General features: G+C 71.3%; 23 protein-coding genes and 1 pseudogene. 16 read left to right on the top strand and 8 right to left on the bottom strand.

Going from position 1 to position 24,687, the window contains the following annotated elements:
* Positions 1 to 3: 3 nt before the first annotated feature.
* The gene (locus ACIBIW_RS13040; protein ID WP_399335185.1) at positions 4 to 618 is read right to left on the bottom strand and encodes a dTDP-4-dehydrorhamnose 3,5-epimerase family protein; all 615 of its coding nucleotides are present in this window, start codon (positions 616 to 618) and stop codon (positions 4 to 6) included.
* 214 nt (positions 619 to 832) lie between these two features.
* Here ACIBIW_RS13040 and ACIBIW_RS13035 point away from each other — a divergent pair, with 214 nt between their 5' ends.
* Positions 833 to 2,065 (top strand): nucleotide disphospho-sugar-binding domain-containing protein, encoded by a 1,233-nt coding sequence (locus ACIBIW_RS13035; RefSeq protein WP_399335183.1) that lies wholly within the window; start codon positions 833 to 835, stop codon positions 2,063 to 2,065.
* A 17-nt stretch (positions 2,066 to 2,082) separates the two neighbouring features.
* Positions 2,083 to 3,069 carry an NAD-dependent epimerase/dehydratase family protein gene (locus ACIBIW_RS13030; protein WP_399335181.1) on the top strand — a complete coding sequence of 329 codons (987 nt, stop codon included), beginning with the start codon at positions 2,083 to 2,085 and terminating at the stop codon, positions 3,067 to 3,069.
* Here ACIBIW_RS13030 and ACIBIW_RS13025 read toward each other — a convergent pair.
* The 4 genes from ACIBIW_RS13025 to ACIBIW_RS13010 all read right to left on the bottom strand — a co-directional run bounded on the left by ACIBIW_RS13025 (position 3,051) and on the right by ACIBIW_RS13010 (position 8,158).
* Positions 3,051 to 4,181 carry a polysaccharide pyruvyl transferase family protein gene (locus tag ACIBIW_RS13025; protein ID WP_399335179.1) on the bottom strand — a complete coding sequence of 377 codons (1,131 nt, stop codon included), beginning with the start codon at positions 4,179 to 4,181 and terminating at the stop codon, positions 3,051 to 3,053. The genes ACIBIW_RS13030 and ACIBIW_RS13025 overlap by 19 nt on opposite strands.
* An 81-nt stretch (positions 4,182 to 4,262) precedes the next feature.
* Positions 4,263 to 5,555 (bottom strand): nucleotide disphospho-sugar-binding domain-containing protein, encoded by a 1,293-nt coding sequence (locus ACIBIW_RS13020; protein WP_399335177.1) that lies wholly within the window; start codon positions 5,553 to 5,555, stop codon positions 4,263 to 4,265.
* Positions 5,552 to 6,772, bottom strand: coding sequence for a nucleotide disphospho-sugar-binding domain-containing protein (locus tag ACIBIW_RS13015; RefSeq protein ID WP_399335175.1), 1,221 nt, complete (start codon positions 6,770 to 6,772; stop codon positions 5,552 to 5,554). The genes ACIBIW_RS13020 and ACIBIW_RS13015 overlap by 4 nt, the downstream gene beginning before the upstream one ends.
* Positions 6,773 to 6,880: 108 nt before the next feature.
* Positions 6,881 to 8,158: a nucleotide disphospho-sugar-binding domain-containing protein gene (locus ACIBIW_RS13010; protein ID WP_399335173.1), complete on the bottom strand. Its 1,278-nt coding sequence runs from the start codon at positions 8,156 to 8,158 to the stop codon at positions 6,881 to 6,883.
* Between the two features lie 166 nt (positions 8,159 to 8,324).
* Between ACIBIW_RS13010 and ACIBIW_RS13005 the strand changes: the two genes are divergently transcribed.
* From ACIBIW_RS13005 to ACIBIW_RS12985, 5 genes are all read left to right on the top strand, one after another.
* Positions 8,325 to 9,236 (top strand): ABC transporter ATP-binding protein, encoded by a 912-nt coding sequence (locus tag ACIBIW_RS13005; RefSeq protein WP_399335171.1) that lies wholly within the window; start codon positions 8,325 to 8,327, stop codon positions 9,234 to 9,236.
* Positions 9,236 to 9,955 (top strand): ABC transporter permease, encoded by a 720-nt coding sequence (locus tag ACIBIW_RS13000; RefSeq protein ID WP_399335169.1) that lies wholly within the window; start codon positions 9,236 to 9,238, stop codon positions 9,953 to 9,955. Before ACIBIW_RS13005 ends, ACIBIW_RS13000 begins: the two co-directional genes overlap by 1 nt.
* A 15-nt stretch (positions 9,956 to 9,970) precedes the next feature.
* Complete coding sequence (locus tag ACIBIW_RS12995; protein WP_399335167.1) at positions 9,971 to 11,149, top strand: sensor histidine kinase; 1,179 nt, start codon at positions 9,971 to 9,973, stop codon at positions 11,147 to 11,149.
* A 174-nt stretch (positions 11,150 to 11,323) separates the two neighbouring features.
* Entirely contained in the window at positions 11,324 to 11,980 is a 657-nt protein-coding gene (locus tag ACIBIW_RS12990; RefSeq protein ID WP_399335165.1) for a DUF433 domain-containing protein, read from the top strand.
* A complete protein-coding gene (locus ACIBIW_RS12985; RefSeq protein WP_399335163.1) occupies positions 11,970 to 12,356 on the top strand; it encodes a toxin-antitoxin system, toxin component, PIN family protein in 387 nt (128 codons plus the stop codon). The genes ACIBIW_RS12990 and ACIBIW_RS12985 overlap by 11 nt, the downstream gene beginning before the upstream one ends.
* Before the next feature lie 93 nt (positions 12,357 to 12,449).
* On the opposite strand, the gene ACIBIW_RS12980 is transcribed toward ACIBIW_RS12985, so the two are convergent.
* Positions 12,450 to 13,559 carry a CBS domain-containing protein gene (locus tag ACIBIW_RS12980; protein WP_399335161.1) on the bottom strand — a complete coding sequence of 370 codons (1,110 nt, stop codon included), beginning with the start codon at positions 13,557 to 13,559 and terminating at the stop codon, positions 12,450 to 12,452.
* A gap of 7 nt (positions 13,560 to 13,566) precedes the next feature.
* The gene (locus ACIBIW_RS12975; RefSeq protein WP_399335159.1) at positions 13,567 to 15,378 is read right to left on the bottom strand and encodes a DUF262 domain-containing protein; all 1,812 of its coding nucleotides are present in this window, start codon (positions 15,376 to 15,378) and stop codon (positions 13,567 to 13,569) included.
* 628 nt (positions 15,379 to 16,006) lie between these two features.
* Here ACIBIW_RS12975 and ACIBIW_RS12970 point away from each other — a divergent pair.
* The 3 genes from ACIBIW_RS12970 (at position 16,007) to ACIBIW_RS12960 (ending at position 18,770) form a co-directional block, all read left to right on the top strand.
* Positions 16,007 to 16,585: a MarR family winged helix-turn-helix transcriptional regulator gene (locus ACIBIW_RS12970; protein WP_399335157.1), complete on the top strand. Its 579-nt coding sequence runs from the start codon at positions 16,007 to 16,009 to the stop codon at positions 16,583 to 16,585.
* On the top strand, positions 16,582 to 18,309 hold the full coding sequence (locus ACIBIW_RS12965) for an MDR family MFS transporter (protein ID WP_399335155.1): 1,728 nt from the start codon (positions 16,582 to 16,584) through the stop codon (positions 18,307 to 18,309). The genes ACIBIW_RS12970 and ACIBIW_RS12965 overlap by 4 nt, the downstream gene beginning before the upstream one ends.
* Before the next feature lie 203 nt (positions 18,310 to 18,512).
* Complete coding sequence (locus ACIBIW_RS12960; RefSeq protein ID WP_399335153.1) at positions 18,513 to 18,770, top strand: DUF6059 family protein; 258 nt, start codon at positions 18,513 to 18,515, stop codon at positions 18,768 to 18,770.
* Positions 18,771 to 18,864: 94 nt separating this feature from the next.
* Here ACIBIW_RS12960 and ACIBIW_RS12955 read toward each other — a convergent pair whose 3' ends face one another.
* Complete coding sequence (locus ACIBIW_RS12955) at positions 18,865 to 20,067, bottom strand: erythromycin esterase family protein (RefSeq protein ID WP_399335150.1); 1,203 nt, start codon at positions 20,065 to 20,067, stop codon at positions 18,865 to 18,867.
* A 58-nt stretch (positions 20,068 to 20,125) separates the two neighbouring features.
* Here ACIBIW_RS12955 and ACIBIW_RS12950 point away from each other — a divergent pair, with 58 nt between their 5' ends.
* From ACIBIW_RS12950 to ACIBIW_RS12925, 6 genes and pseudogenes are all read left to right on the top strand, one after another.
* Positions 20,126 to 20,872 (top strand): TioE family transcriptional regulator, encoded by a 747-nt coding sequence (locus ACIBIW_RS12950; protein WP_399335148.1) that lies wholly within the window; start codon positions 20,126 to 20,128, stop codon positions 20,870 to 20,872.
* A gap of 117 nt (positions 20,873 to 20,989) precedes the next feature.
* Positions 20,990 to 21,705: pseudogene (locus ACIBIW_RS12945) on the top strand (transposase); the annotation flags it as partial.
* Between the two features lie 168 nt (positions 21,706 to 21,873).
* Entirely contained in the window at positions 21,874 to 22,500 is a 627-nt protein-coding gene (locus ACIBIW_RS12940) for a hypothetical protein (RefSeq protein WP_399335146.1), read from the top strand.
* Positions 22,497 to 23,138, top strand: coding sequence for a hypothetical protein (locus ACIBIW_RS12935; RefSeq protein WP_399335144.1), 642 nt, complete (start codon positions 22,497 to 22,499; stop codon positions 23,136 to 23,138). The genes ACIBIW_RS12940 and ACIBIW_RS12935 overlap by 4 nt, the downstream gene beginning before the upstream one ends.
* Positions 23,135 to 23,959, top strand: coding sequence for a hypothetical protein (locus ACIBIW_RS12930; protein WP_399335142.1), 825 nt, complete (start codon positions 23,135 to 23,137; stop codon positions 23,957 to 23,959). The genes ACIBIW_RS12935 and ACIBIW_RS12930 overlap by 4 nt, the downstream gene beginning before the upstream one ends.
* The gene (locus ACIBIW_RS12925) at positions 23,956 to 24,672 is read left to right on the top strand and encodes a hypothetical protein (RefSeq protein WP_399335141.1); all 717 of its coding nucleotides are present in this window, start codon (positions 23,956 to 23,958) and stop codon (positions 24,670 to 24,672) included. The genes ACIBIW_RS12930 and ACIBIW_RS12925 overlap by 4 nt, the downstream gene beginning before the upstream one ends.
* Positions 24,673 to 24,687 lie beyond the last annotated feature (15 nt).

Raw genomic sequence — 24,687 nt, 5'->3', positions numbered from 1 at the left:
TCCTCACTTCGCACCGTGGGCGTTGCGCAACGTCTCGCGGAAGGCCATGCACTCCTCGTACGTGGGGAGGATGCCGCGCTCTATCGCCTCGTCGAGCGTCGGCGCGGACTTGTACTTCTCCGCCACGATCGCCTCCTCGACGAGTCCCCACGGCAGGTTGATGCGCTTGTCGAACGGCGTGATGATGAATTCCTGGTCGGGCATGTACGAGGCGGAGCACTGGTAGAAGACGCAACTGTTGTCGACCAGCGAGAGGAACGCGTGCCCGAATCCCTCCGATATGTACAGCGAGCTGCTTGAGTCCGCGTCGAGCCAGGCCACTTCGTACGCGCCGAAGGTCGGCGAGCCGACCCGCAGGTCCACCACCATGTCCAGCACGGCCCCGCGCACACACGTCACGATCTTCGCCTGGCCCGGTGGCACGTTCGTGCTGTGGATGCCTCGTATCCCACCGCGCCGGGTGACGGAACAGTTCGTCTGCTCGATCACGACGGGGTGCCCGACCGCCTCGGCCAGCACGTCCCGCCTGAAAGCCTCGTAGAAATGGCCCCGTACGTCCTCGTGTCTCTCCGCGGAGACAAGGAAGACCCCGGGAAGGCTTCGCTCTTGGACCTTCATGCGCCAGGACCCTAGGCAGGGCCGCTGGAGGGCTGTTGGGGAGGTGGTCGAAGCGCGCCGCCCGGGACCGGCGGGGAGGGGGCGCCGCCGCGGGGCGGCGCCGGGGGCGGCGGTGTCGCGCGGGGCGGCGTCGAGCCGTATTCAAGAGCCCTGCGCGAACCTCGGTGCCCGACCCGACCGTACGGGTGCTCACCGTCCAGGCGCGGAGGAATGTATGCGCGTGCTGTTCACCGTGGCCGGCTGGACCGGCCACTACTACTGCATGGTCCCCTTCGGCTGGGCGCTGCGGGCGGCGGGCCACGAGGTGCGGGTGGCCTGCCCGCCCGAGCTTGCGGGGTGTGTGGCCCGCAGCGGCCTGACCCCGGTACCGGTGCTGCGCGGCGCGGACCTGATGCGCGCCGCCCGCTTCGCCCACCTGCTCAAGAGCGCGGAGGGGCGGCGCGCGCTGCCCGGGCTCCCGCTGCCCCTGCACCCCCTCACCGGCGCCGCCGACTACGACCTGGCCGAGGTGGACGTCCCCGCGGTGGGCGGTGCGCTCTGGGGCGACCTGGCAGCGAGCTACCAGGAGAGCGCCGACGCGGCGGTGGATCTCGCGCGGGCCTGGTCGCCCGACCTCGTCTGCTACAGCCTCATGTCGGGTGAGGGCCCGCTCGCGGCCGAAGTGCTCGGCGTGCCCGCGGTCTTCCTCTCCCCCGGTCTCTTCGGCGCCGCGGAGCGCGGCACCGACCTGGACATGGGACCCGACGACCCGTCAGGAGCCTTCGTACGGCACGGCCTTGAGCCATGGCGCCGGGAGCGCACCCGCCATGTCGTCGACCCGACGCCCGCGGCGTTTGCGCCCGACCACGGGGACGCGGCCGTCCTGCCGGTCCGCTATGTGCCGTACAACGGCGAGGCGTCCGCCGCGCCCGACCCGTCGCGTACCCACGCGTCCCGGCCCCGGGTGTGCGTGGTGTGGGGCAAGTCGGCGCCCGCCATCTTCGGCAGCGACGTGCCCGCGCTCGGCTGGGCGGTGCGCCGCGCGGCCGGCATGGGCGCGCAGGTGGTCATCGCGGCGCCGCGGGAGCAGGTGGACGCGCTGGGCGAGCTGCCGGAGGACACCGTGGTCGCCCCCGGGCTGCCCTTCCAGCTCGTCCTCGACACCTGTGACGCGGTGATCCACCACGGCAGCGCGTGCACTTTGATGACGGCGGCCGTGGCCGGGGTGCCACAGGTGTCGCTCGCGCTCTCCGACGACGCCATCGCCACCGCCCGCCGGGCCGCGGCGAGCGGCGCGGCCCGCTGGCTGCCCGCCCTGATCACCACCGAGGACGAGGTGGACGAGGCCGTGGCGAGCGTGCTGTCGCCCCCGATGCGGCAGTCGGCCCGCGCGCTGCGCGACGACCTGAGGGGGCGCGGCTCACCCGCCCGGCTCGTCCCCGAACTCGAAGAGATCGCCGCCGCGTGAACGGGAGGGGCACACCCATGGACCTCGACGACGACCGCCGCGCGCTGGTGCTGGGCGGCACCGGCTACATCGGCCGCCACGTGTGCGCGGCGTTCGCGGAGGGGGGCTACCGGGTCACGGCCGTGGCACGGCGGGCCCGGCGGCTGCCCCGGGGCGGCCGGCTGCGGATCATGGACCTCTCCCGGGTGTCCGTCGGGGAGCTGTCCCGGCTCTTCGCCGACGAGCGCCCCGACGTCGTGGTCAACGCGACCGGGATGGTGTGGGGCATGGACGAGCAGGCGATGCTGGACCTCAACGTCCGGCTGCTCGAACGGATCGTGGGCGCGCTCGGCGCGAGCGAACCCGCGCCGCGCTTCGTGCAGTTCGGCTCCACACGCGAGTACGCGCCCGCCCCCCACGGTGTCTCGCTCGACGAGGACGCCCCGCTCGGACCCATCGACGCCTACGGCCGCTCCAAGCTGGCCGCCACCCGTGCCGTCCTCGCGACCTGCGCCGAGGGGGCCCTGCGCGGCGTGGTCCTGCGGGTCGGCAACGTCGCGGGGCCCGGCGCGCCGGCCGGCAGTCTGCTCGGCAGTGTCGCCGGGCAACTGCTGGCCGCCGCGGACGCGGGCGGGCCCGCGGTGGTGGAGCTGCACCCGCTGCGGGCGCGGCGTGACTACGTCGACGTCCGCGACGTCGCCCGGGCGGTCCTGCTGGCCGCGGAGAGCGACGTGAGCGGCGAGGTGCTGAACCTCGGGAGCGGAACGGCGGTGCCCGTGCGCACCCTCGTCGACCTGCTCGTCGAGGCCAGTGCCATCCCCACCAGGATCGTGGAGCGTGCCCCCGACGCGTCGGGGGCGCCGACGAGGACCGACATCCCCTGGCAGCAGACGGACGCCAGCCGGGCGGGCGCGGTCCTCGGCTGGTGTCCGCGCCGGTCGCTGCGCGAGGCGGTGCGTGACTTCTGGCTCGACTCGGTGGCGCGGCGGGAGCGCGCCGCCGCGGTTCAGCCGCCGGGAGAGTAGACGGACTCGGCGAGCCGGAGCTTGGCCCCGTGCAGCTCCGCGCGCCGTTCGGGCGAGAAGCCGCCGGACTTCGGCCTGGCCGGGATCATGGGCTCGTTGAGGAGGGACCAGCCGGACCCGGCGTCGATCAGCGACTGGTGCTTGGTGCCGTAGTAGTCGGGCCTGATGTTCAGCGCGATGCCGCCGGCGCCGCCCGCCGCGGCGACCAGGTGGGGGTGGAAGCGTGAGGAGATCCAGATCTGGTCGGCCGCCACCGGCAGGCCCTCGGCCAGCACCTCGTCGACGCCGTAGCGCCGGGCGACCGGCAGCATGCGCTCGGCCAGCTCCAGGATCTCCCGGTCCTCGTCCGGCAGGCATTCGAGGAGCCCGATCCCGTCCACGCCCCACGCCTTGACCACACCGGCGAGGAAGCCGAGCAGCGGCTCCGACTCCACCTCGGAGAGCTGGGACTGGATGCTGAGCACGAGCCGGGGCGCGTCGTCGGGCGCGGTGCGCAGGTGGTCGGCGACCCCGAGCAGGGCGTCGTCGCCGGTGTGGGTGGCGGGCACCGGCCCGAGGAGGGCCGCGGAGGGCGCGTCGCGGACGTCGACGACGTCGAAGTCCGCGGCGATGCGGCGCAGCGTCTCGCCGCCGCCGTCGGCCGCGGGGCACAGGCCCTGGCCCGTCATCACGGCGCGGCCGCCCGAGTGTGCGACCGCGGCGGCCGCGGCGGCGGGCAGCCCCGTGAACTGCGGCCACAGCGAGTTGACGTAGCCGCCGCCGACGATGTGGACGACGTCGGCGCGGCGCGCCTCGCCGATGCCCTCGGCCAGGTCCCCGGCGAGCTGGGGGTCGTCCACCGCGCTCCGTACCCGCCGTACCACCTCCGCCACGTCCGAGGTGCCGCCGCGCAGGCACAGTTGCCACAGCGTGTTGACGCAGCGCACCCCGGGGTGCAGGGCGCCGAGCCTGGCCGCGGTGCGTACGGGGTCGAGGCAGTCGACGACAACGTCCGCGTCGGGGGCCACCCGGTGGATGTGGCGCAGCCAGGTGGCCGCGATGAGTTCGTCGCCGTAGTTGGCGTTGCCCGCCGGACTGACGACGTAGTAGAGCTGGTGGCTTGTGCCTGCCATGCTGTCCCCTCTGGGTCGGATCGGGTCGAAGGCACTCGGGGTGTGACGGTCCTCAGGGTGTGTCCGTGAGAGCGGGGGCCCTCAGGGTGTGTCCGCGAGGGCGGGGCGGGCCGCGGTGAGCCGGTCGAGGTCCCGGCGGTCCAGACGGCCGGTGGCGGCCAAGTGCTCAAGCGCGGGCACCAGTCGGGCGGGGGTGGGCTGTGCGGCGATCGTCTCGGCCACCCGGCGCGCGGCCTTCTGGCAGGAGGCGTCGTCGAGCAGCTCGCGCACGGTGCGGCGCACCGCTTCGGCCTCGGCCCCCAGGCCAGGCAGCACCCGGGAGGCGCCGGTGGCGGCCATCCTGCCGCTGACCGTCTGCTGCTCCTCGTTGAGCGCGAGCGCCAGTTGCGGGGTGCCGACGCACGCCGCGTTCATCGCGGGGTTGGCACTGCCGTGGTGGATGACCAGGTCGCTCAGGGACAGCAGCAGGTGCAGCGGGAACCCGCGCAGCACCCGTACGTTTCCGGGGAGTGTGTCGAGCGCGGCCACCTGGGCGGCGTTGGCCGCGAGGTAGACGGTGTCCGCCGCCCCGGCCGCGGCGTCGACGGCGTGGCGCAACACGGGCAGTTCCGTGCCGAACCCGCCGGTGGCGGAGTTGCCCCAGAGGATGGTGACCCGCCTGCCGGGTCCGGGGTCGCGCAGCCAGTCGGGCAGGCGCGCGGGGCCGTTGTACGGGACGTAGCGCAGCGGGATGCGCAGCGCGTCGCCCACCGGTGGCCGTGCGCCGCGCGGTGACACGTCGATGACGTACTCGATCTGGTCGCCGCGCCACGGCGGCTGCCCGTACCGCGGCCAGGACCCGGAAGGGTCGCCGTCGCCGAGGTCCACGCCCGGCTCTGTCTCGACGTTGCCGATGAGGCCGAACGGGAAGTACACCGAGGGCACGTCGAGGAGCTTCGCCGCCAGCGCGCCCTCGGCGGACATCAGGTCGTACACCACGAGGTCGGGCCGCCACTCCCGGGCATATGCGACGGCGCCGTCGTAGCTGCGGGAGAGGGCGGCGCCGCACTCCGCCCAGTACTTCGGGCCCTCGGTGGCGATGTCGAAGTCGTCGAGGCTCCCGACGGGTTCGCCGGTCAGCGGGTGCGGCGGGAGGCCCGGCAGGTTCCACTGCCCGTCGGCGGCCTCCTGGAAGTACGCCATCCGCCGCATGACGTTGAGGTCGAGGGTGTCGAGCACCGGGACGGCCGTGAGGCCCGCCTCGGCGATGCCGTCGGCCGCGGAGGGGGCGACGGCCACGTGCACCTCGTGGCCCGCCGCCTGGAGGGCCCAGCCGAGCGGAACCATGCAGGAGTAGTGCCCGGCCCAGGCCGAGACCGCGAAGAGTACCTTCATCGAACCTTTTCCCCGCTTCCGATCGTCTCCAGCGCCCGCACCACGTCGGCGGGCGCGGGCTGGTCCCGGTTCTCGTCGCGCAGCCGCGCCGCGGCCTCGCGGAACCCGTCCTCGTCGAGCAGGCGCCGGGTGTGCTCGCCGATGTCGTCCGCGCCCGCCGCGGCCTCCTCGCACCAGATGCCGGCGCCGGTCATGGCCAGCCGCTCCGTGTTGAACCGGCCCTCGGGGATGCTCGTCACACCGAGCTGCGGCACCCCGCAGGCCGCCGCCGTCATCAGCGTCCCGGTGCCGCCGGTGTGCACGATCGCGTCGCACCGCGACAGCAGCAGGCCGAGCGGGACCCACTCCACCGTGCGCACCCGCTCCGGGAGGTCGCGCAGGGGTCCCCGCATCGCCTCGTCCGCCGCGCCGACGGTGACGACGACCTCCACGTCGAGCCGTGCGATGGCCCGGATGTAGTCGCCGAAGGTCTCCACGACCCCCACCCCGAGCTTCTTCTGCTGAGTGGTCCCCCAGGTCACACAGACACGCGGCCGGTCGGCCCGTCTGTCGAGCCAGGACGGCAGTGCGCCCGGGCCGTTGTAGGGGACGTAGCGCATCGGGCGGCTGGGGACGGCGGCCCGCTCCTGGTCCTCCTCGGGCCAGCGCATGCTCGCGGGGCGCGGGTCGATCCAGGCGTCGGGCTGGACGCGCGGCTCGACGCCGTACGGCTCGAAGAGCGCGCCGTAGCCCGCGCGCGGCGTGGTGCCCTTCCACAGGTCGGCCAGTTCGAGGCGCGGGACCCTGGCCATGCCGTAGAGGTGGCCGACGGTGGGGACGCCGAGCACCTGTCCCGCCACCGGGCCCGCGTACGTCACCGGGTCGTGCACGATCACGTCGGGCCGCCAGGAGCGGGCGAAGTCCACGACGCCGTCCGCCATCGCCCGCGCGGTGTCGAACTGGAGCCGCGCCATGTTGTCGACGACCCGCGTGTACGGGTCGCCGCCGCTGTCGGCGCCGGGCGGCCGTGGCGCCAACTCGCCCTTGGCGAGCCGGGCGTCGAGGTCGATGTCGGCGCCGACGGCGACGCCCGGCAGCCCGGACCGCTCGACGGCGTCCGACAGGGACGGTGTGCTGACCATGCGGACCTCATGGCCGGCCAGCACACAGGCCCAGGCCAGCGGCACCAGGGGGAAGAAGTGGGCGCGGGCGGCGTAGGTGGTGAACATCAGGCGCATGGCGGCTGTCCCTTGGCGGTTGACGGGGCGGGAGGTGGGGCGCGGGGCGCCGCGTGCGGGCGGTCCGGGTGCTCAGGGCGGCCGTGGCAGGTGCGGTCGTGCTGCGCGCTAGGAGCGTGGCGCGGGCACCGCGTACGTGACGTCGTCGGGGCCGAGCGATCCGGCCGCGGCCAGCCGTTCGAGCACGGGCACCAGCCGGGAGGGCGCGGGTCGGGCGAGGACGTCGGCTCTGAGCCCGGCGGCGGCTTCCCTGAGGGGCGGGGTGCGGAGGATCTCCCCGACGGCCGCCCTCACCTCCTCGCGGGAGGCCGTGAGCCCCGGCAGCGTCCTGGACACCCCCAGGGCGTCGCTGCGCCGCCCGTAGGCGAAGTGGTCGTCGCTGAGTGCGAGGCCGAGGCGGGGCACACCGGCCGCGAAGGCGTTCATGATGGGGTTGTCGCTGCTGTGGTCGATCAACAGGTCGCTGCCCTCAAGCGCCAGGTGGAGCGGGTGGCCGGGCAGCGGGTGCACATTGCCGGGGAACGGCCGCAGCGCCTCGACCTGTTCGGCCCCGGCGACGAAGAGCACGTCGTGCGCGAGGTCGGCGGCGGCCTCAAGCGCGTGCCGCAGCCCGGGCACCCGGGGGCCGAACATCCGGGTGGCCGAGTTCCCCCACAGCACACAGACCCGCGGCCCGCCGCGCGCGGGCACCGCGCCGGGGCGCGCCGCGGCCCGGCCGTTGTACGGCACGAAGCGGACCGGGAGCCGCAGCGCCCCGGCGAGCGGGGGGACGGCGCGGTCGGGCGAGGGGTCGACGATGTACTCGACGCGGTGGCGCCCCCAGGGGCCGACCCCGTACCTGTCGAAGTGCTCGACGGGGTCGGCGGGCCCGACGTCGAGCGCCTTCTCCGTCTCCACCGTGCCGAAGAGCCCGGGCGCGCACAGCACCGACGGCACCTCCACCACGCGCGCGGCCAGCGCGCCCTCGGCGGCCATCACGTCGTACAGGACGAGGTCGGGGCGCCAGTCGCGGGCGAACGCCACGATGTTGTCGCAGCCGCGGCGCACGGCCTCGGCCGTTTCGCGGAAGAACTTCGGGCCCTCGACGGCGATGTCGGGCTCACCCGGCTCGCCCAGCGGGCGGCCGGTGAACGGGTTCAGCAGCGGACCGTGCTGCGGGCGCAGGCCCATGGAGACCTCGGTGTGGTGGACCACCCGGGTGAGCAGCGCCAGGTCCGGGCCGTCCCCGACGGGGGCGGGGGTCAGACCGGCCCCGCCGAGCGCCGGCACCTGGGACGGCTTGCAGACGACGCGGACCTCGTGGCCCGCCGCCTGGAGGGCCCAGCCCAGGGGCACCATGCAGAAGTAGTGTCCTGGCCACTCCGACGTCGCGAAAAGGATCTTCACCGGCCGTCTACCTCCACTCGCCGCTGGGAGCCCCAGCCTCGCGCGGAGGATTCGAAGCGCCCTGGAGAGCACGGAGACCGTTCGTATCGTCCATGACAATTGTCATGCCGAAGCCCGTACAGAGGAATCTGCCGCGGGGCGGGGCGCACTGCCTAGCGTCGGGAGCATGCATGAGAAGACAGGAGCACCCCCCGCCGTGGCGTTCACGTCGGTGGTCAAGACCTTCGGGGACGTACGCGCCGTGGACGGCGTCGACCTGCGGATCGAGCAGGGCGGGACGGTCGCGCTCCTCGGGCGCAACGGCGCCGGGAAGTCGACGGCCATCTCCCTGTTACTCGGTCTGAACGAGCCCGACGAGGGCGAGGTCGAACTCCTCGGCACCTCACCGGCGCGCGCCACCCGCAGAGGCCTGACGGGGGCGATGCTGCAAGAGGCCAGGGCGGTCCCCCGGGTCACCGTCCGCGAGCTGGTCACCTTCGTGGCGGGGCGCTATCCGGCGCCCCTGCCGGTCGCCGAGACGCTGGAGCTTGCCGAGATCACCGAGCTGTCGGACAGCCGCGTGGACCGGCTCTCCGGCGGTCAGACCCAGCGCGTCCGGTTCGCGATGGCGCTCGCGGGCAACCCCTCGCTGCTGGTGCTCGACGAGCCGACGGCCGCCATGGACGTGGAGGCCAGACACGTGTTCTGGGAGTCGATGCGCGCCTACGCGGAGCGCGGCCACACCGTCCTCTTCTCCACGCACTACCTCCAGGAGGCGGACGACAACGCCCAGCGCATCATCGTGCTGGACCACGGCAGGATCATCGCGGACGGCACCGGCGAGCATCTGCGCCGTTCCGTGGGCGGCAGCCTCGTCACCCTCGACCCGGGGGCGCTCGACACCGCGACGCTCAAGGGGCTGCCCGGTGTGCAGTCGGTCCACCTGGCCGACGGCCGGGCGCATCTGCGCACCCAGGACTCCGACGCGACGGTGGTCGCCCTCGCACACCTGGGCGCCATCCGCGACCTGGCGGTCTCCCCGGCGTCGCTCGACGACGCCTTCCTGGCGCTTACGGCTCCCGAGCAGGCGGTGGCGTGATGCTGGACTATCTGAAGCTGGAAGTGCGCAGGACGCTGCGCGACACCGGGTTCATCACCGGCGGCATCGCCATGCCGCTGATGATGTACCTGCTCTTCACCCACGTCGGCATCGAGGGCGTCGGCGACTGGCAGACCACGTACACGGTCGGCATGGCCGCGTACGGCGCGGTCGGCTCGGCGCTGAACGCGGGCGGCGGCGTCGCGGAGGACCGCGCCATCGGCTGGCTGCGGCAACTGCGGGTGACCCCGATGGCGTCCCGCCAGGTGGTCGCCGGGCGGGCGCTGACCGGCGCCGTGGTGGTGCTGCCCGCGATCTGCGTCGTCCTGCTGGCGGGCGGTCTTGTCAACGGGGTGCGCATGAGCGCCTGGCAGTGGGTGTCGATCGCGCTGCTGCTGTGGCTCGGCTCGATCCCGTTCACCCTGCTCGGCCTCGGCAACGGCTACCGGATGACCGTCCAGGCCACCAACGTGACCAACATGATCTGCAACATGGGGCTCGCGGTCGTGGGCGGCCTGTGGTTCCCGATCAGCATCTTCCCCGGCTGGCTGCGCGGCGTGGCCGGCTACACCCCCACCCACCACTTCCAGGAACTGGGCACGGCGGTCGCCGCGGGACACGCCCCCGCCCTGAAGGCGGTCGGCCTCCTGGCCGTCTGGCTCCTGGCGTTCGGCTCGTACGCGGTGACGTCGTACCGCCGGACCGCGACACAGCACTGACGGGGCACGAGAGACATGCGCGATCCGCGTGGCACCACCCCCCGCGAACCCGGGCGGCCGCCCGAGGCCCCGCCCCCGGCCGGTATCGCCCTGCTGCCGTGGCTGCTGCTGGGGATGGGCGTCCTGGTGAACCTCTTCCAGTTCCAGGGCGGCGGGCACAGCCCCGGGTACTGGGGGCTCGGTCTCGTCTTCTTCGACTCCCTGTACGTCTTCGTCGTCCTGCGCTCCGTGCGCGAGAGCACCCGCGAGGCGCCGGCGACACGGCTTGCGCTCAGCCTGATGACGGGGGTGACCTGTGCGTCCGCCATACTCCTCGGCGACAGCGCGCTGTTCTTCTTCCCCCTGCTTGGCCTGGCGACGGGCGCGGCCATGCGCGGCAGGCGGCTGCGCTCCTTCGCCACCACCGTGACCGCGCTCGCCGCCACCATCTCCTGCCGCCACGGGCTGTGGAGCGGGCTCGGCATCGCGTACGCCACGGCGATCTCGACGATGGTGACGGCCGCGATGCTGTCGCTGTCCGAGGCGATCGGGGCGCTGCGGCTGGCCCGTGACGAACTGGCCAGGCACGCCGTGGAGGAGGAGCGGCTGCGCTTCTCCCGGGACCTGCACGACCTGCTCGGCCACACCATGTCCGTCATCGTGGTCAAGGCGGAGGCGGCGCGCCGCTTCGCCGACCGGGACCCGGAGCGATCGTCCACCCAGGTCGCCGACATCGAGACGATCAGCAGACAGGCGCTCACCGAGATCCGCCAGGCCGTCACGGGCTACCGCCAGGGCACCCTGAAGACCGAACTGGACCGCGCGCGCTCCGCGTTGACCGCCGCGGACACCACCGCGGCGGTGCACCGCTCGGGGCCGCCGCTCGTGCCCGAGGCGGAGGCGCTGTTCGGCTGGGTCGTCCGGGAGGCCACCACCAACGTCATCCGGCACAGCAACGCGACGCACTGCGAGATCGCCCTGAGCGCGACCCCCCACCACGCCCGCCTCACCATCTCCGACAACGGCACCCCCGCCGCCCCCCGCCCCCCGCACACCGAGGGCAACGGCCTGACGGGCCTGTCCGAACGCCTCACAAAGGCCGGCGGCAGCCTCACCACCGACCGCCCCCCGTCCGGCGGCTTCACGGTGACGGCGGAACTGCCCATCAACCCCCTGGGCTGGTCCCCACCTCCAAGAACCACCCCCACCCCCTGACCACCACGCGGCCCGAGACCCCCCGCCGGGTCGCGTGGTGCCCCTTCCCACACGGGACGGCACGCGGTGGAGCCGGGGCGGGGGGCGGCGGGGCGACGAGAAGGTGCGAGGTGTCACGGGCGGGGCACCAGCTGTGGAATGATCCCTGAACAGGGCCAACGGAGGGACACGGGTGTGACTGACAGATTCACCGAAGGGCTCCTCACTCAGGCGGAGACCTCTTTTCATCTCCAGATTCCTCCGTCCACGCTCGGCGACTGGTTGAACGGCAAGGCGGCCGGGGCGCCTCTCGTGCACCAGGTCGAACCGGTACGTTCCGGGCAACCGTCCGTACCCTTCGTCGCTGTCGCGGAGGCGTATGTTCTGCGGTCGCTGCGCACGATGGGGCTGCGGATGCGCGAGATCCGGGAGGCGGCGGAGGCGGTCCGTGACGCGTTCGGAACCCCATACGGCCTCGTCTCGCGACGGATCGCCACCGACGGAGTGGACATCTTCGTCGAGCACGGCCTTGATGATCTGCGACGGGCGCGGGACGGGCAGGCCCCAATCCGGGAGGTCGTGGACCGGTACCTGCGGTACCTGTCGTGGGAGGCGGACGACGACTTCCCCTCCAGCCTCCAGCTCCAGCAGTACGGCGACACGGTCCCGGTTCTCCTCGATCCGCGCTTCGGGCACGGCCTGCCCGTCGTCGCAGCCAACCGGGTACCCGTGAAGGCTTTGATCGACCTCTGGGAGGCGGGCGAGTCCGTTGAGAACATCGCGTACGAGTACGACATGGAACCGGACCAGGTGGACGAGTTGCGCCGGGCAGTGATCAGCCTTGCGGCATGAGTTCTTCCTCGACCGGAACCTGGGACGCCGCGTCGCCGAGGAACTGCGCGCTCTTGGCTGGGCCGTTCACCGCATCGGTGAGGTGTTTCCCACCGACGCACAGGACATCCCCGACCCGGAATGGATCGCCCACGGTCTGGATCAGGGGTGGGTACCGTTGTCGAAGGACGGCCGGATCAAGTCCCGGGACCTGGAGATCGAGCCGGTGCGCGACAGGTCGGCCGTCCTCTTCTACCTGAACAACCAGCAGTTGAGCACCGCCGCCATGGTCGAACGCCTCCACGTCTGCCGTGCGGCGATCCACCGGGCGGTCGAGAAGGGCGGTCCGGCCGCGTACGCAGTCGGTGCGGAGGGCGTCGAGCGCACCTGGCCGTGACACCTGCCCGCGCCGCGTGGACGCGGGCGGGGCACACCGGCTGGTGGGGCGGGCGACGGCGCGTCTCCGCAGTTCGTGGTGTGGTGTCGTCGCTCAGTTCACCAGGGACTTCACCAGGACGGAGAACTCGCGGAGGCGGCCGAGGCTGTCCTCGGGCAGGGGATCGCTGTCGAAGTGGGCGATGCGGTTGCGGATGTCCTTGACGTGGATCAGGTCCTGCACGAAGTGGGCGTGGTTGGTGTGCCAGCCGATGGTGCTCCAGTTGGCCCGTGCGTTGGCGCACACCTGGGGGTTGGGGCTGTTGACGTTGAGCAGTTGCACATAGCCGCCGAACATCAGGTCCGCGATGTCGCCCGTCTGCTTGTTCTTCTGCTGCACGGCCCTGATGGCGTCGGGCCCGAGTCTCCCGCCGAGCCACCGGCGCAGCCAGTACTCGATCTCCCCGACGAGGAAGAACGGCAGCGCGGTCTCGTGGAACCGGTTGGTGATGTCGGTGGCGGTGATGATCCCGCAGAAGCTGCCGTCGTTGCGCCTGACCAGCAGATAGCCGTGCTCGGTGAGCATCGGCAGATGGGCGAAGAGGCTGCTGTGGGTCTCGACGACCGGGAACGGCTCCTTGGTCATGCACTTCGCCAGCGTCGGTGTCTGCCCGGAGGCGTACACAATCGCGATCGAACTCCAGGTGAGCACCCCTCGTAGGTCCCGGTCGCCCACGATGACCGGGATCTGCGAGTAGTTCTTCGACTGCATGACGTACGTGGCCTGGTGCAGGGCCTGGTTCGGCTCCACGGAGGACAGGCCGGCCGTGGCGCAGGGGATGTCGCCGACCTTGAAGGAGTGCTGGGGCAGGGTTCCGGCGGCGAGTTCCGACTCGTCGTCCCCGTGGTTCCCGGAGTCCTCGTCCGTGCCCGTGTGGGCGGCACGGTCCGCCTCGTCTCCTTCGTTCCCTGCCGCGCCCCCGTCCGCCCCCGGTCCGGGGCGCGCCGTCTCCTCGGCCATCACCAGCAGTGACGCGTTCCGCCCGCAGGTCGCGAAGGACGGCACGGTGGCCAGTCCCGCGACGCGCAGGGCGTCGGTGATGACGGGGACGGTCCGGTAGGTCCGACGGCGCTCGCCGAAGAGGGCGAGCAGGTCGGTGAGGGTGACGGTGGTGCCCTTGAGCGCGAGCAGGGCGTCGGTGGTGGGTCGCTGGGACTCGGTCACGGTCGGCTCACCTGTCCGAGGCGTCGCGGTGGACGCTGCGCTTGCCCATCGCCGTGTTGACGAGTTCCAGCAGTTGCCGGGAGCGGTCCGCGTAGAAGCGCTCGAAGTCGCCCTCGTGCAGGTGCTGCGGGTCGATCAGATGGGTGGCGACGACGTCGTCGAACCACTCGGACCTGATGCCGGACTCGGCGGCCAGCGTCTTCAGATAGGCGGCAGGAGAGCCGGTCATGCCGCGGCTCGCGCGATAGGACAGCGGCGTCTTGTTGACGATGGAGCCCGCCCGTCTGTCCTCGGGGGCGTGCCGGGCGAACCACCCCTTGGGGAAGATCTGCCGCACCCACACCGCGTACTGGAGCATCAGGCCGGGGTTGAGGGGCTCCGCGTTGTAGTACCAGTCCACGGCGCCCTGCTTCACGAGCAGCGCGTAGATTCCCTTGTACGCGGCGCTGTTGCGGGTGGTGAGGGTGTCGAGCCGGTCCGCGACGAAGACGGCCTCCGTGATGGTGTCGGGGACCGGCGCCCCCACGGACTCCTCCGGCACCCACTCCAGGAGCTGTTCCAGGTCCCGGGTGAACCGGCTCTCGGTGGAGCCGCTGTACTTCTCGCCGAGCACTCCGCACCAGTACCACCGGGTCAGCCGGTCGAACGCCCGGGGCTTCTCCGCCGCCGCGCCGAGGACGGTGCGTACGGCTGCCAGCGGCACGAGCTGGGTGCGGTACGGCAGGTCGTCGGGGCGCACGATGCACTGCTTGTAGAGGAACTCGCCGACCCAGCGGAACGCGGCGGCCACCTGGGGTCCCAGCCGTACGAAGTCGTCGAGCGGCAGCTCCAGCAGGTCGCGCCGCTTGCAGGACACGGCGGCCGTCCTGCCCTGCCGCTTGCGTTCCCAAGTGAGCACCAGCGCCACCGCCTGGAGGAAGTCGCTGCTTGTGATCCCGGCGCCGCCGCCGTTGCCTGCCCTGCCGAACACCGGGTGCGCGGTGGACAGGTCCTGCACGATCTGGTCCCACACGTCGGGCAGCCGGTAGTAGTCGCCGTGCTCGCGCTCGTACGCGCGGTCGCCCGCGAAGGTGGCCGTCAGCAGTTCGAACACGTCCAGGGGCACTCCGCCGGTGTTCACACGCTCGAAGACCGAGCACACGGCGTCATTGGGCGTCCCGGCCTCCAGCTTGATCATGGGGATGAGGAATGACTGCACGTTCTTCAGGACCAGTTCCTGGAAGCGGGCCCACACCGGCCAGTTGTCGTCGTCGTGTTTGACGAAGCCCTGCTGCCACTTGCTGATGCGCTCCGCATCGAAGACGGCGTGCAGAGGGAAGTAGCCCTGGCGCCACTCCAGTTCGGGGGTGGACAGGTCGAGGTCGGCGCGGCGGCCGAAGTCCGAGCGCAGCACCCGGTCCTCCGGCACGGAGACGATGGCCGCGTCACGGTCGGCAGCCGACCCGAGGGCCTTCGCGATGTCGACGTAGTACCAGCGCTTCAGGGGCTTCCTGCGGTCGTCGGTCGTCAACACCGGCTGGTCCAGGTAGAGGGCCTGGAACAGGGAGGTGAGGCGCTGCTGCCCGTCGAGGAGGAGCAGGTCGGGGACGGTGGTGTCGGCCGCCTGCGAACCTGTCAGCGTGCGCGGGCGGAAGGGCGAGTTGCCACCGGTCTCCAGGGTCATGACGACCCCCAGCGGATAGTCGAGGGTCACGGTCGCGATCAGCTCGCGGATGGCCGTGTCGTTCCACTTCCACTCCCGCTGGAAATCCGGAAGCTGCATTTTGCCCGAGGCGATGTCCTGGAGGACCTTGCTCAGTTTCGGGCTGTCAAGTGCCATGGTGTTCCCCACCCCGTCAGCGCGTTCTGGCGTAACGGAGCATTTGAACGGTGGCACCGAATGCCCGTCAAGCCCAGGTCGTGGCCCATTGGGCGGTGTTGTCTGTTTTTGGCCAGGGTGTACGGCGTCGGGGGGCCCACAGCCTGGGCGAGGGGTGGATACGGCTCTCCCAGGATGGCCGGATCAAGCCCAGCGCCGGAGACCGAGAGCGTGCGGAGCGCGGAGGGCTTCCCGGGACCCGATCCCCCTCCAGTTGCCGCGGCTCACACGTCCGAGGGGGTGTGGGCGGCCCCGAGCCCCCGGGCCGGGAGCGTCACCCGTACGGCCGACTCGGACAGGGAGTATGACAAGCACCACATCCGTCCCGTGTCCGCCGGAGGCGCCCCGTCCGTGGGGGCCGGGAGCGGTGAAACGGGTGCTTCGGGCACGCGCCCCGCACCTGCGGACTTGACCCCGCCATAAGGAACGTAAAACCCGGGCGTGACCCGTGGGGGCCGCCGGGCCGGACGGTGTGCGGCGCTCATATACACGCTCGATGCTTCGCCAACCGGTTCGAACGCTCCCTCCTGCGGGATATGCTTGCAGGGCGCATGCAGTTGCGTGCTGCAACCATCGAAGGAGCGGGAGCATGACCGACATATCGGCCGTACCTGCGGGGCGGCGGGCTCCGTCCCAGGGTGCTGAGGACGCCGAGGACGCGTCCCCCCGGCCGAGCGGTACGGCGCATCTGGCCGAGGCCGTCGAACGGCTCATGCAGATGTTCATCAAGACCCGCCAGTACATGATCGACCGTGCCCGCCACGACGTGGACTGGTCGACGCTGCTGCTCCTCGCCGAGGTCGTCGCGCACGGCCCGATGCGGGTGAAGGAGCTGGCGCAGTCCGTGCAGTCCGACCCGTCCACCGTGAGCAGGCATGTCTCGCAGCTCGTCAAGGACGGCTTCCTCGAACGGCACGCGGACGCGGTCGACGGGCGCGCCAGCGTCCTCGTCCCCACCGACGAGGGCCGCGCGGCGGTCGACGCCCGCAAAGAAGACCGCAACATGCACTACGAGCAGATGCTGAGCGACTGGGACGACGGGGACAGGGAGCAGTTGGCCACGCTGCTCAAGCGGTTCCTCGACGACGCCCTCACGTACAAGAACGTGCTCGCCGGCAAGGACCGGAACCGGGACAACCCGGCGTCCCGAAAGGAAACACACGCATGACGTCAACCGCCGGCGCCGCGTCGGCCTCCGCCGGGGCAGGCGCCCCAGAGCAGGCAGCACCCGGCGGCTACAGCCACCGCGAGATCCTGGTGATCCTGTCCGGACTGCTCCTCGGCATGTTCCTCGCCGCGCTCGACCAGACCGTCGTCTCCACCGCCATCTACAAGATCGGTGAGAGCCTCAACGGGCTCACCGCGCAGGCGTGGGTCACCACCGCGTTCCTGATCACCTCGACGATCGCGACGCCGCTGTACGGCAAGCTGTCCGACCAGTACGGGCGCAAGCCGTTCTTCATGTTCGCGATATCCGTGTTCGTGGTCGGCTCGATGCTGTGCACGCTGTCCACATCGATGTACATGCTGGCCGCGTTCCGCGCCTTCCAGGGCATCGGCGCCGGTGGCCTGTTCTCGCTGGCGCTCGCCATCATCGGCGACATCATCCCGCCGCGTGAACGCGCCAAGTACCAGGGCTACTTCATGGCCGTCTTCGGTACGTCGAGCGTGCTCGGACCCGTCATCGGCGGTGCGCTCGCCGGTGCGGGGCAGGTCGCCGGGATCGACGGCTGGCGCTGGATCTTCCTGATCAACGTGCCGATCGGCATCGCCGCGCTGATCGTCGTCACCAAGGTGCTCCACCTCGACCACGTGCGCCGCGACCACAAGATCGACTACCCGGGCGCGGCCTCCCTGGTGATCGCGCTGGTCCCGCTGCTCGTCGTCGCCGAGCAGGGCCGCGAGTGGGGCTGGGGCTCGGGCCGTTCGCTGGCCTCGTACATCATCGGCGCCGTCGGCATCGTGTGCTTCCTGCTGGCCGAGCGGCGCGCGGGCGACGACGCGCTGCTGCCGCTGCGGCTCTTCCGCAACGGCGTGTTCGCGGTCGGCACCGCGCAGTCGTTCATCATCGGTATCGGCATGTTCGGCGGGATCACGCTGCTGCCGCTCTACCTTCAGCTCGTCAAGGGCAACTCCCCCACCAAGGCGGGTCTGCTGACGCTGCCGCTGGTGCTCGGGATCATGCTGTTCTCGCTGATCTCCGGCCAGGTCACCTCGCGCACCGGGCGCTACAAGATCTTCCCGGTGATCGGCTGTGTGCTGCTGGTCGCGGGCATGCTGATGCTGTGGCGGGTGTCGGCGGACAGCGGCCTGCCGTACATCGACGTGTCGATGTTCGTCGTCGGCGCAGGGCTCGGTCTGAACATGCAGACGATCGTGCTTGCCATGCAGAACGCGGTGCCGCCGCGGGACATCGGGGTGGCGACCTCGTCCACCACCTTCTTCCGGCAGATGGGCGGCACCGTCGGCGTCGCGGTGTTCCTGTCCATCGTCTACTCGCTGGTGGTCGGCAAGATCTCGGACGCGTTCCGCGCGGCCCAGCACACCCCCGCCTTCCAGCAGGCCGCGCAGGCCCACCCGGACCAGCTCAAGCAGCTCACGGGCGCCAACACGGCCGCGCTCAACGACACGTCGTTCCTGACGAAGCTCGACCCGCACCTGGCCCATCCGTTCAAGGAGGGCTTCACCAACTCGATCTCGGTGGCCTTCCTGGTCGGCGCCGGGGTGCTGGTCGTCGCCTTCCTCCTCTCCCTGCTCATCAAGGAGGTGCCGCTGCGCACGCAGGCCGCGGCGTTCTCCAAGGAGGAGCCGGAGAAGGCGGCCGCCGGGGCGGCCGGTGGCGCCGAGGGGCCCGGGCAGGGGCCCGAGGGTCCCGCTCCCGTCGGGCACTAGCCGTGGCCCCCGGGAGGGGGTGACGGCCGCGGACAGCCGGGGCCGGTACGCGCGAAACACCGCGCGCACCGGCCCCGTTCGCATGCCGCCCCCGTTCTCACGCCATACCCAAGGCATCCTCTAGGCCGCTCGGGGAATCTTCTGGCCGGGACTGCGGATGTCCGGGCCGGGAGCACGGTCCGGGGAGGGGAACGGGCGAGCCGATGCGGCGATGGACACGCGTGGTGGCGAACGGGCTCGCGCCCGGTGTCGCCGCCCTTGCCGGGGTCTTCGGGGCACTGCTCCCACTGGACTGGATGGGTGCGGGGGCCGGTTGTACGAGCGCGGGGTGTACGGGCCGCGGTTGTACGGGCGCCCGGTGCGCGGGCCCCGCCCCCGGGCACCCCGAGCGGCTGGTCCCCGAGGTGCCGCCGACCCCGGTCGAGGAGGCACTGTGGCGGCAGTTGGCGGGACACTCCTGATTACTTGGACGCGGGCGGGAGCGGCACTCGGCCCAGGTCCTGTCCTGCACGGCCGGAGACCCCGCACCGCAGGTGGGCCCGTGGCGAAAACTCCCTAGCCGGCCGGCACGTCCCTGACGAAGACGAGGGCGTCGGTCGTCATGAGGTGGGACGGGTCGAGCGGGGCGTAGCCGAACCAGGGGGACACGCGGGGCGCGGGGGGCTCGGTGCCGAGGGCGGTGGCGAGCCGTCGGGTGTCGACGAGACGTTGGTCCTCGGGCAGCGCGTACAGCAGCCCCTCGACGGTGTCGGGCGGCGGTGTGTCCACCCCGCGGTGCCGCAGGGTGCCGAGCGCGGTGGCCACGAACGCGTACTGCCCGCCGAGCCTGGCGCCGACCTGGGCGCCCGCGCTCCACCACTCCAGCCGCTTCCCGTCCATCCGCATGCTGCTCTTCTCCCGTTGCAGATGGGAGTTGTGGGAGTTGACGAGTACCGGACCCCGGTCGGCGAGTGCGAGCAGGTTGCGGGCCATCATCTGGTCGCGCGTCCCGACGAGTCTGGCGAACCTGGCCCGGGAGGTGTCGGCCACCCCGTGGTGGTAGCGGAGCAGCCCCGTGGCGGTGCGCGCGTACAGCCGCGCCCGCTCCCACTCCCGGGTGCCTTCGGCCGCGAGGAGTTGCGGGGTGTACTCGTCGAGCAGCGCCGCCAGGTCGGCGGCGACGAGCCGCAACTCCCCGGCCTCGGGGGACCGTCCGAAGGACCGGGCCGGGTCCCGCATCGCGGCGGGCTCGGTCCAACGCTCGTCGGGGCCGAGCAGGCGGTCGAGGGTCCGCGCGGTGCAGGGCAGCAGGTCGGCGTCGACCAGGGCCGCGAGACGGGTGTGGAGCGCGGTGAGGGCCTGCCGGGGGCTCGCGGCCGCGCCGATCTCCAGCGGGCCGTCGAAACCGGCGAAGCGCACCTGCTCGTCGGCGGGCCTGCCCTCGTTGTGGGTACGCAGCCAGGACACCAGGTCGCGGTTGCCCGCGAAGGCGCCCCAGCCGTGGCTGAAGCCGTGTTCCATGACGTCGTCGAGCGTGCCCGCGCCCGAGGTGACGTGCTCGTCGACGAGGAGTCCCGCGAGGCAGTCGCTCTCGACCGCGATGGTGCGGTAGCCCGCCTCCTCGACAAGTTGCCTGAAGAGTCGGTTGCGCAGGTCGAGGAGTGTGTCCTCGCCGTGGGTGGGCTCGCCGAGTGCGAGCAGTCGGGGCCGGTCGGCGAGCAGTCCCAGGACGGCGGCGGCGTCGACGGCGCTGGTGGTGTCCCTGATGTCGGTAGCCATGGCTTCAACGGTATCGTTGAACTTTCGGTGTAAACTTTCGCGCGAAAATGGCGGGGCTATGGGTCGAAACCTTCAAAACGGCCGACGGCTGCGGCCGGTCGATCTGGCGCGTGGGCACGGTCTCTCGACGCAGGCGGTCAGGAACTACGAGGAGGCCGGCATCCTCCCGCCCGCCGCCCGCACCGCGGCCGGCCACCGCGCCTACACCCCGCTGCACTCGGCGGCGCTGCGCGCGTTCCTCGCCCTGGTGCCCGGCCACGGCCACCGGACGGCGGCGTCGGTCATGCGGGCGGTGAACGAGGGCGCCGCCGAGGAGGCGTTCCGGCTCATCGACGAGAGCCACGCCCAACTCCTCGACGACCGGCGGACCCTGGGGGCCGTGGAGGGCGCGCTACGGGACCTGGACACCGCGCCGCCGGTCGAAGCTGCCGTGGCGTCCACGCCCGGCGACATGTTCATCGGGCCGCTTGCAGCACGGCTGGGCATCGGGCCCGCGACACTGCGCGCCTGGGAGCAGGCCGGACTTGTGCGCCCGCAGCGCGATCCGCGCACCGGGTACCGCGTCTACGGCGAGGCCGATGTGCGCGACGCCCGGCTCGCCCACCAACTGCGGCGCGGCGGCTACCCGTTGGAGCGGATCGCGGCACTGATCGCACAGGTGCGCTCGGCGGGCGGCCTCGAACCCCTGGGCGCGGCACTGCACGACTGGCACACGCGGCTCTCGGCACGCGGCCGGTCGATGCTGTCGGGGGCCGCGGAGTTGGAGGCGTATCTGCGGGAGCGGGAAAGGGAACCGGGCGCCTAAGAGCGCGTAACACGATCTTGTTGAGATGCCCTGGTTGGCCGTGACCGGTGTGGGCCTTGACCCCTGATCCTGGACACACGAGACGCTAAATCCTGAGGATCTGAGGACGGACGTCTCGTGGTCATGAAGAACTACCCGCCGGAGTTCAAGGCGGACGCGGTCGCGTTGTACGAGTCGCGGCCGGAAGCGACGATCAGGTCGGTCGCGGCCGATCCGGGGATCAACCCGGAGACCCTGCGGAACTGGGTGAGGGCAGCCGGAGTAAGCCGCCCGCGGGGACGACGGACGCAGGAACCGTCTCAGCCGCCGGCGCCGCTGGAGGCGGAGAACGCAGCCTTGCGGAAGAAAATCCGCGAGCTGGAGGAGGAACGCGAGATCCTGCGGAAGGCGGCGAAGTACACCACGAGTCGGACGGCACCTACGGTTGCCCGCGCCTCACCGCCGAGCTCCGCGAGAGGAGCGGTGAGGCGCTCGACCACAAGCGCGTCGCCAGGATCATGCGGACGTTCAGGATCGAAGGGGTCCGGTTGCGCCGCCGACACCGCACCACCGTTCCCGACCCTGCTGCGGCCAAGGCGCCGGACCTGATCGGCCGGGCGATCGCCGACCACATGCGCGCGGACAACGCACTCGCCGAGTCCTTCAACGCGAGTTTCAAACGCGAGACCCTGCAAGGACGAAAGAGCTGGTCCACCGAGCGCGAGGCGCGACTCGACGCCTTCCGACGGCTCCACCGCCACAACACCCGACGACGACACACCCACCTCGGACAACGATCACCGATCACCTTCGAAAACGCCCTCCAACACACATCAACCACGCTGACACAAGCCGCATATCCCGTGTCCAGAATTCGGGGTCAAGGCCCAGCCGGTCATGGGAGACTCTGGGCAGAGAAGAGAACGTCACACACGCTGATATTCATCGACTGAGGCCCGCTGGGACGACCGACAACCGCATCGCGCCGTGGCGATCCCTGAACGGAGCAGCAGGGAGGCAACATGTCACAGCACAAGTCACCACGTGCGGTGTTGTGGATCCCGGGACTGCTCTCTCGGAACGGCCTGACCTCCAGCAGCGAGCAGACCCGGGAAGGGATGTCGTGGGCCCGCACGCCCGGGACCCGGGCGCGGATCCGGCGTTGGGCGAGGATCGAGACTGTCGGCATGATGCTGATCCTGACCGGCATCGTGCTGCTGCTTCTGGCACCGTTCGCCTCGATCGCGTTGGCCATCTGGTCGAGCATCTCCGGTGTCAGCCACGCAGGCCCGCACTGGTGGATCTGGGGCACCACGATCGGCGTGCCGGCAGTGGGGCTCACCGCGAACCTCGTGGCAACCGGTCGGCGACAGGCGGCCTGCTTCGCCGATGGGCAGGTCTGCGAGGGCACCGTGGATCGGGCGATCGAGCACCCCGGCAGCGGCGACGACCACACCTGGTACGACCTGCGCATCAGCGCAGCACTCCCTGACGGGGTGACGCTGCGTCGCCGGCTGCATCTCGAAGGCCACCGCTGGGATCAGCGAGTGGGTCGCTCGGTGCGGTTCCGCCACAACACCCTCGGCCCCGAGGATCTGGACGACGTGATGCTCGTCGGGTGGCCGGGCGCGGACGGAAGACGGTCATGACCAGTCGCCGGCTTTTCTCCCGGAAGTGGGACCAGCCCACAACCGACCAGTACGCCGAGCGCTGGGCGAGCGTGGCGAAGACCCCGCAGAGCCGTGCCCGGATCCGTCGCCTGTCGCGCAGCGACAACTTCTGGTCGGCGGTCATGCTGAGCGGCATGGGCTTGTTCGTGCTCATGATCCCTGTGGCGATCGTGCTCGCGCTCTGGTTCTGGATCTCGGGCATCGACCGACCCGAGGTCTTCATGTGGGGGTTCGGGATCGCGTTCGGCGTGACGCTGTTCGGCGCGATCCCGACGGCCATCGTGAGCGACCGGCTGCACAGAGCCCAGTTCGCCGACGCGGACACCGCCGTCGGGATCGTCGAGTGCGTCACCAGCGAGCAGGAGCGAGACGGCGAGGGCGACCTCGTCATCGTCTACCGCGTCCGCGTGACTGCCCGGCTCTCGGACCAGCTCACGCTCATCCGGCAACTCGAAGGCGGAGCGGGCTCCGCTGACACCCCCGACGAGACATGGATCGGGCGGAGAATCCGCTTCCGCCACAACACACTCGACCCGGACGACCTGTCCGACGTCCGCTTCGACGGCTGGGCTGACGAGACGCCTCGGCCCGCTCGCCAGGACAGGAGCGAACGATGAGCAAACAGATCAAGATCACCACCCCGGGGCGCGTCGTCGTCTACGACGAGGACAACACGCCACCGTTCTGGCTCAAGCACCCTGTCGCGCTCGTCGTGATCGGTCTCATCACGCTCGTTGGCGGCATCGCAGGGCTCGCGTTCACCGACTGGGGCCGGGCCACGTTGGTGTGGCTGGGGCTCGGACTCGGCCTGGTCGTGGCCGCCTGGCTCTTCCGCGGGCCGTGGCGAAGCCTGCGCGCCGGGGAGCCCGCCTCGGTCTGGGCGGGCGAAGCGCTCTCCGCGTTCGGATGGGGCGCCGAGATCTTCCTCTTCCTCGCAGGCACTCCTTACGTGTTCTGGCGCGGGCTGGACACCTTTCCTGAGTGGGCCCCCGCCGTGGCTGGCATGGGGATAGGGCTCTTCACCGCGATCGCGTTTCTCGGCGTGCGGCTGCAACTGAGGCGGCCGCTCCCGGCGCTCGACCGGACACCGCGATCGGCACGGGTGCTGTTCAACACCGATGATGCCGAGGGCGAGCAGGACATCACCCTGCGGTACCGCGGCATCGACGGCAAGGACCATGACCCAGCGCTGGCCGACCTCATCGACGACTCCTGGCGTGACCGCTTCGCGCCGGGCACGACCTGGCAGGTCTACGCCTTCGGTGATCCGAAGCTCGCCGACACCGTCGTCTTCCTCACCGAAGCCCACGACGATATCTGGCGCAAGGGATACAAGCTGAACGGCGTCCGCCTCGGCGGCGAGAGCGGGCCCGTTACGCCGCCGGGCCCGGGATCGCCGTTCTTCCGTGCGGACTCGAAGTGGGTGTTCGAGTCATGAGCGCCGAGGAGACCGCCGGGCAGGAAAGACCCTCCCTGCTGCGACGAATACGGAAAGCGCTCGACGAGTTCACTCCGCCGCCGGAACCGCACCCGACCCCGGGCAAGAAGGAGTTCGCCGAGGGCCGAGAAGCCGTCGGCATCATCCGCTATGCGGTGCCGAACGACTCTCCCGAAGGCGGGCTGACAGACGACGATCTCGTCATCCACATCGATGCGAGCGACGACGGCCGGCCACTGACGCTGCCGCGGACGGTCATGTGCCCGCTGCCTGGTCCTTGCGCGGGCCGGAGGCTCATCGGGAAGAAGGTCGTCGTCCGCCATACCACCGTCGACCCGGACTACGACAACGACATCCTCGTGACGCGATGGCCGCAGGAAGTCCAGGAAGCCCTGAAACCCATCCGCTACGCGGGGCCGGGAGCAGTTCGTGCGCGCATCTGGGGCATCCTCTCGGCCTGCTTCTTCGTCATCGGGTACGCCGGGGTCATGCTCACCCCGCTCCTGCTGTGCGACCTGATCTTCGGCTCGCTTGCCGGGCAGAGAGTGCTCGCCGAGATTCTTCCCCAGGTTCACCCGGTCATCGCTCTCGTCGTCAGCGTCGGCGTAATCCCGGCGGGAGTGTTCGTCGGCTGCTCCTGCGCCACGCGCCGCGACACACTGCTCGGGGGAGAGAGGAAGGAGAAAACGCTGACCAGCAACGCTCGCTCCTGAGACCCCCGCCTCGCT

Source organism: Streptomyces sp. NPDC050560, from assembly GCF_044457285.1.
In the GTDB taxonomy this organism is placed as follows: domain Bacteria; phylum Actinomycetota; class Actinomycetes; order Streptomycetales; family Streptomycetaceae; genus Streptomyces.
Note: the sequence above shows the minus strand (reverse complement) of the source record. Positions and strands in the feature narration are given on the sequence as shown.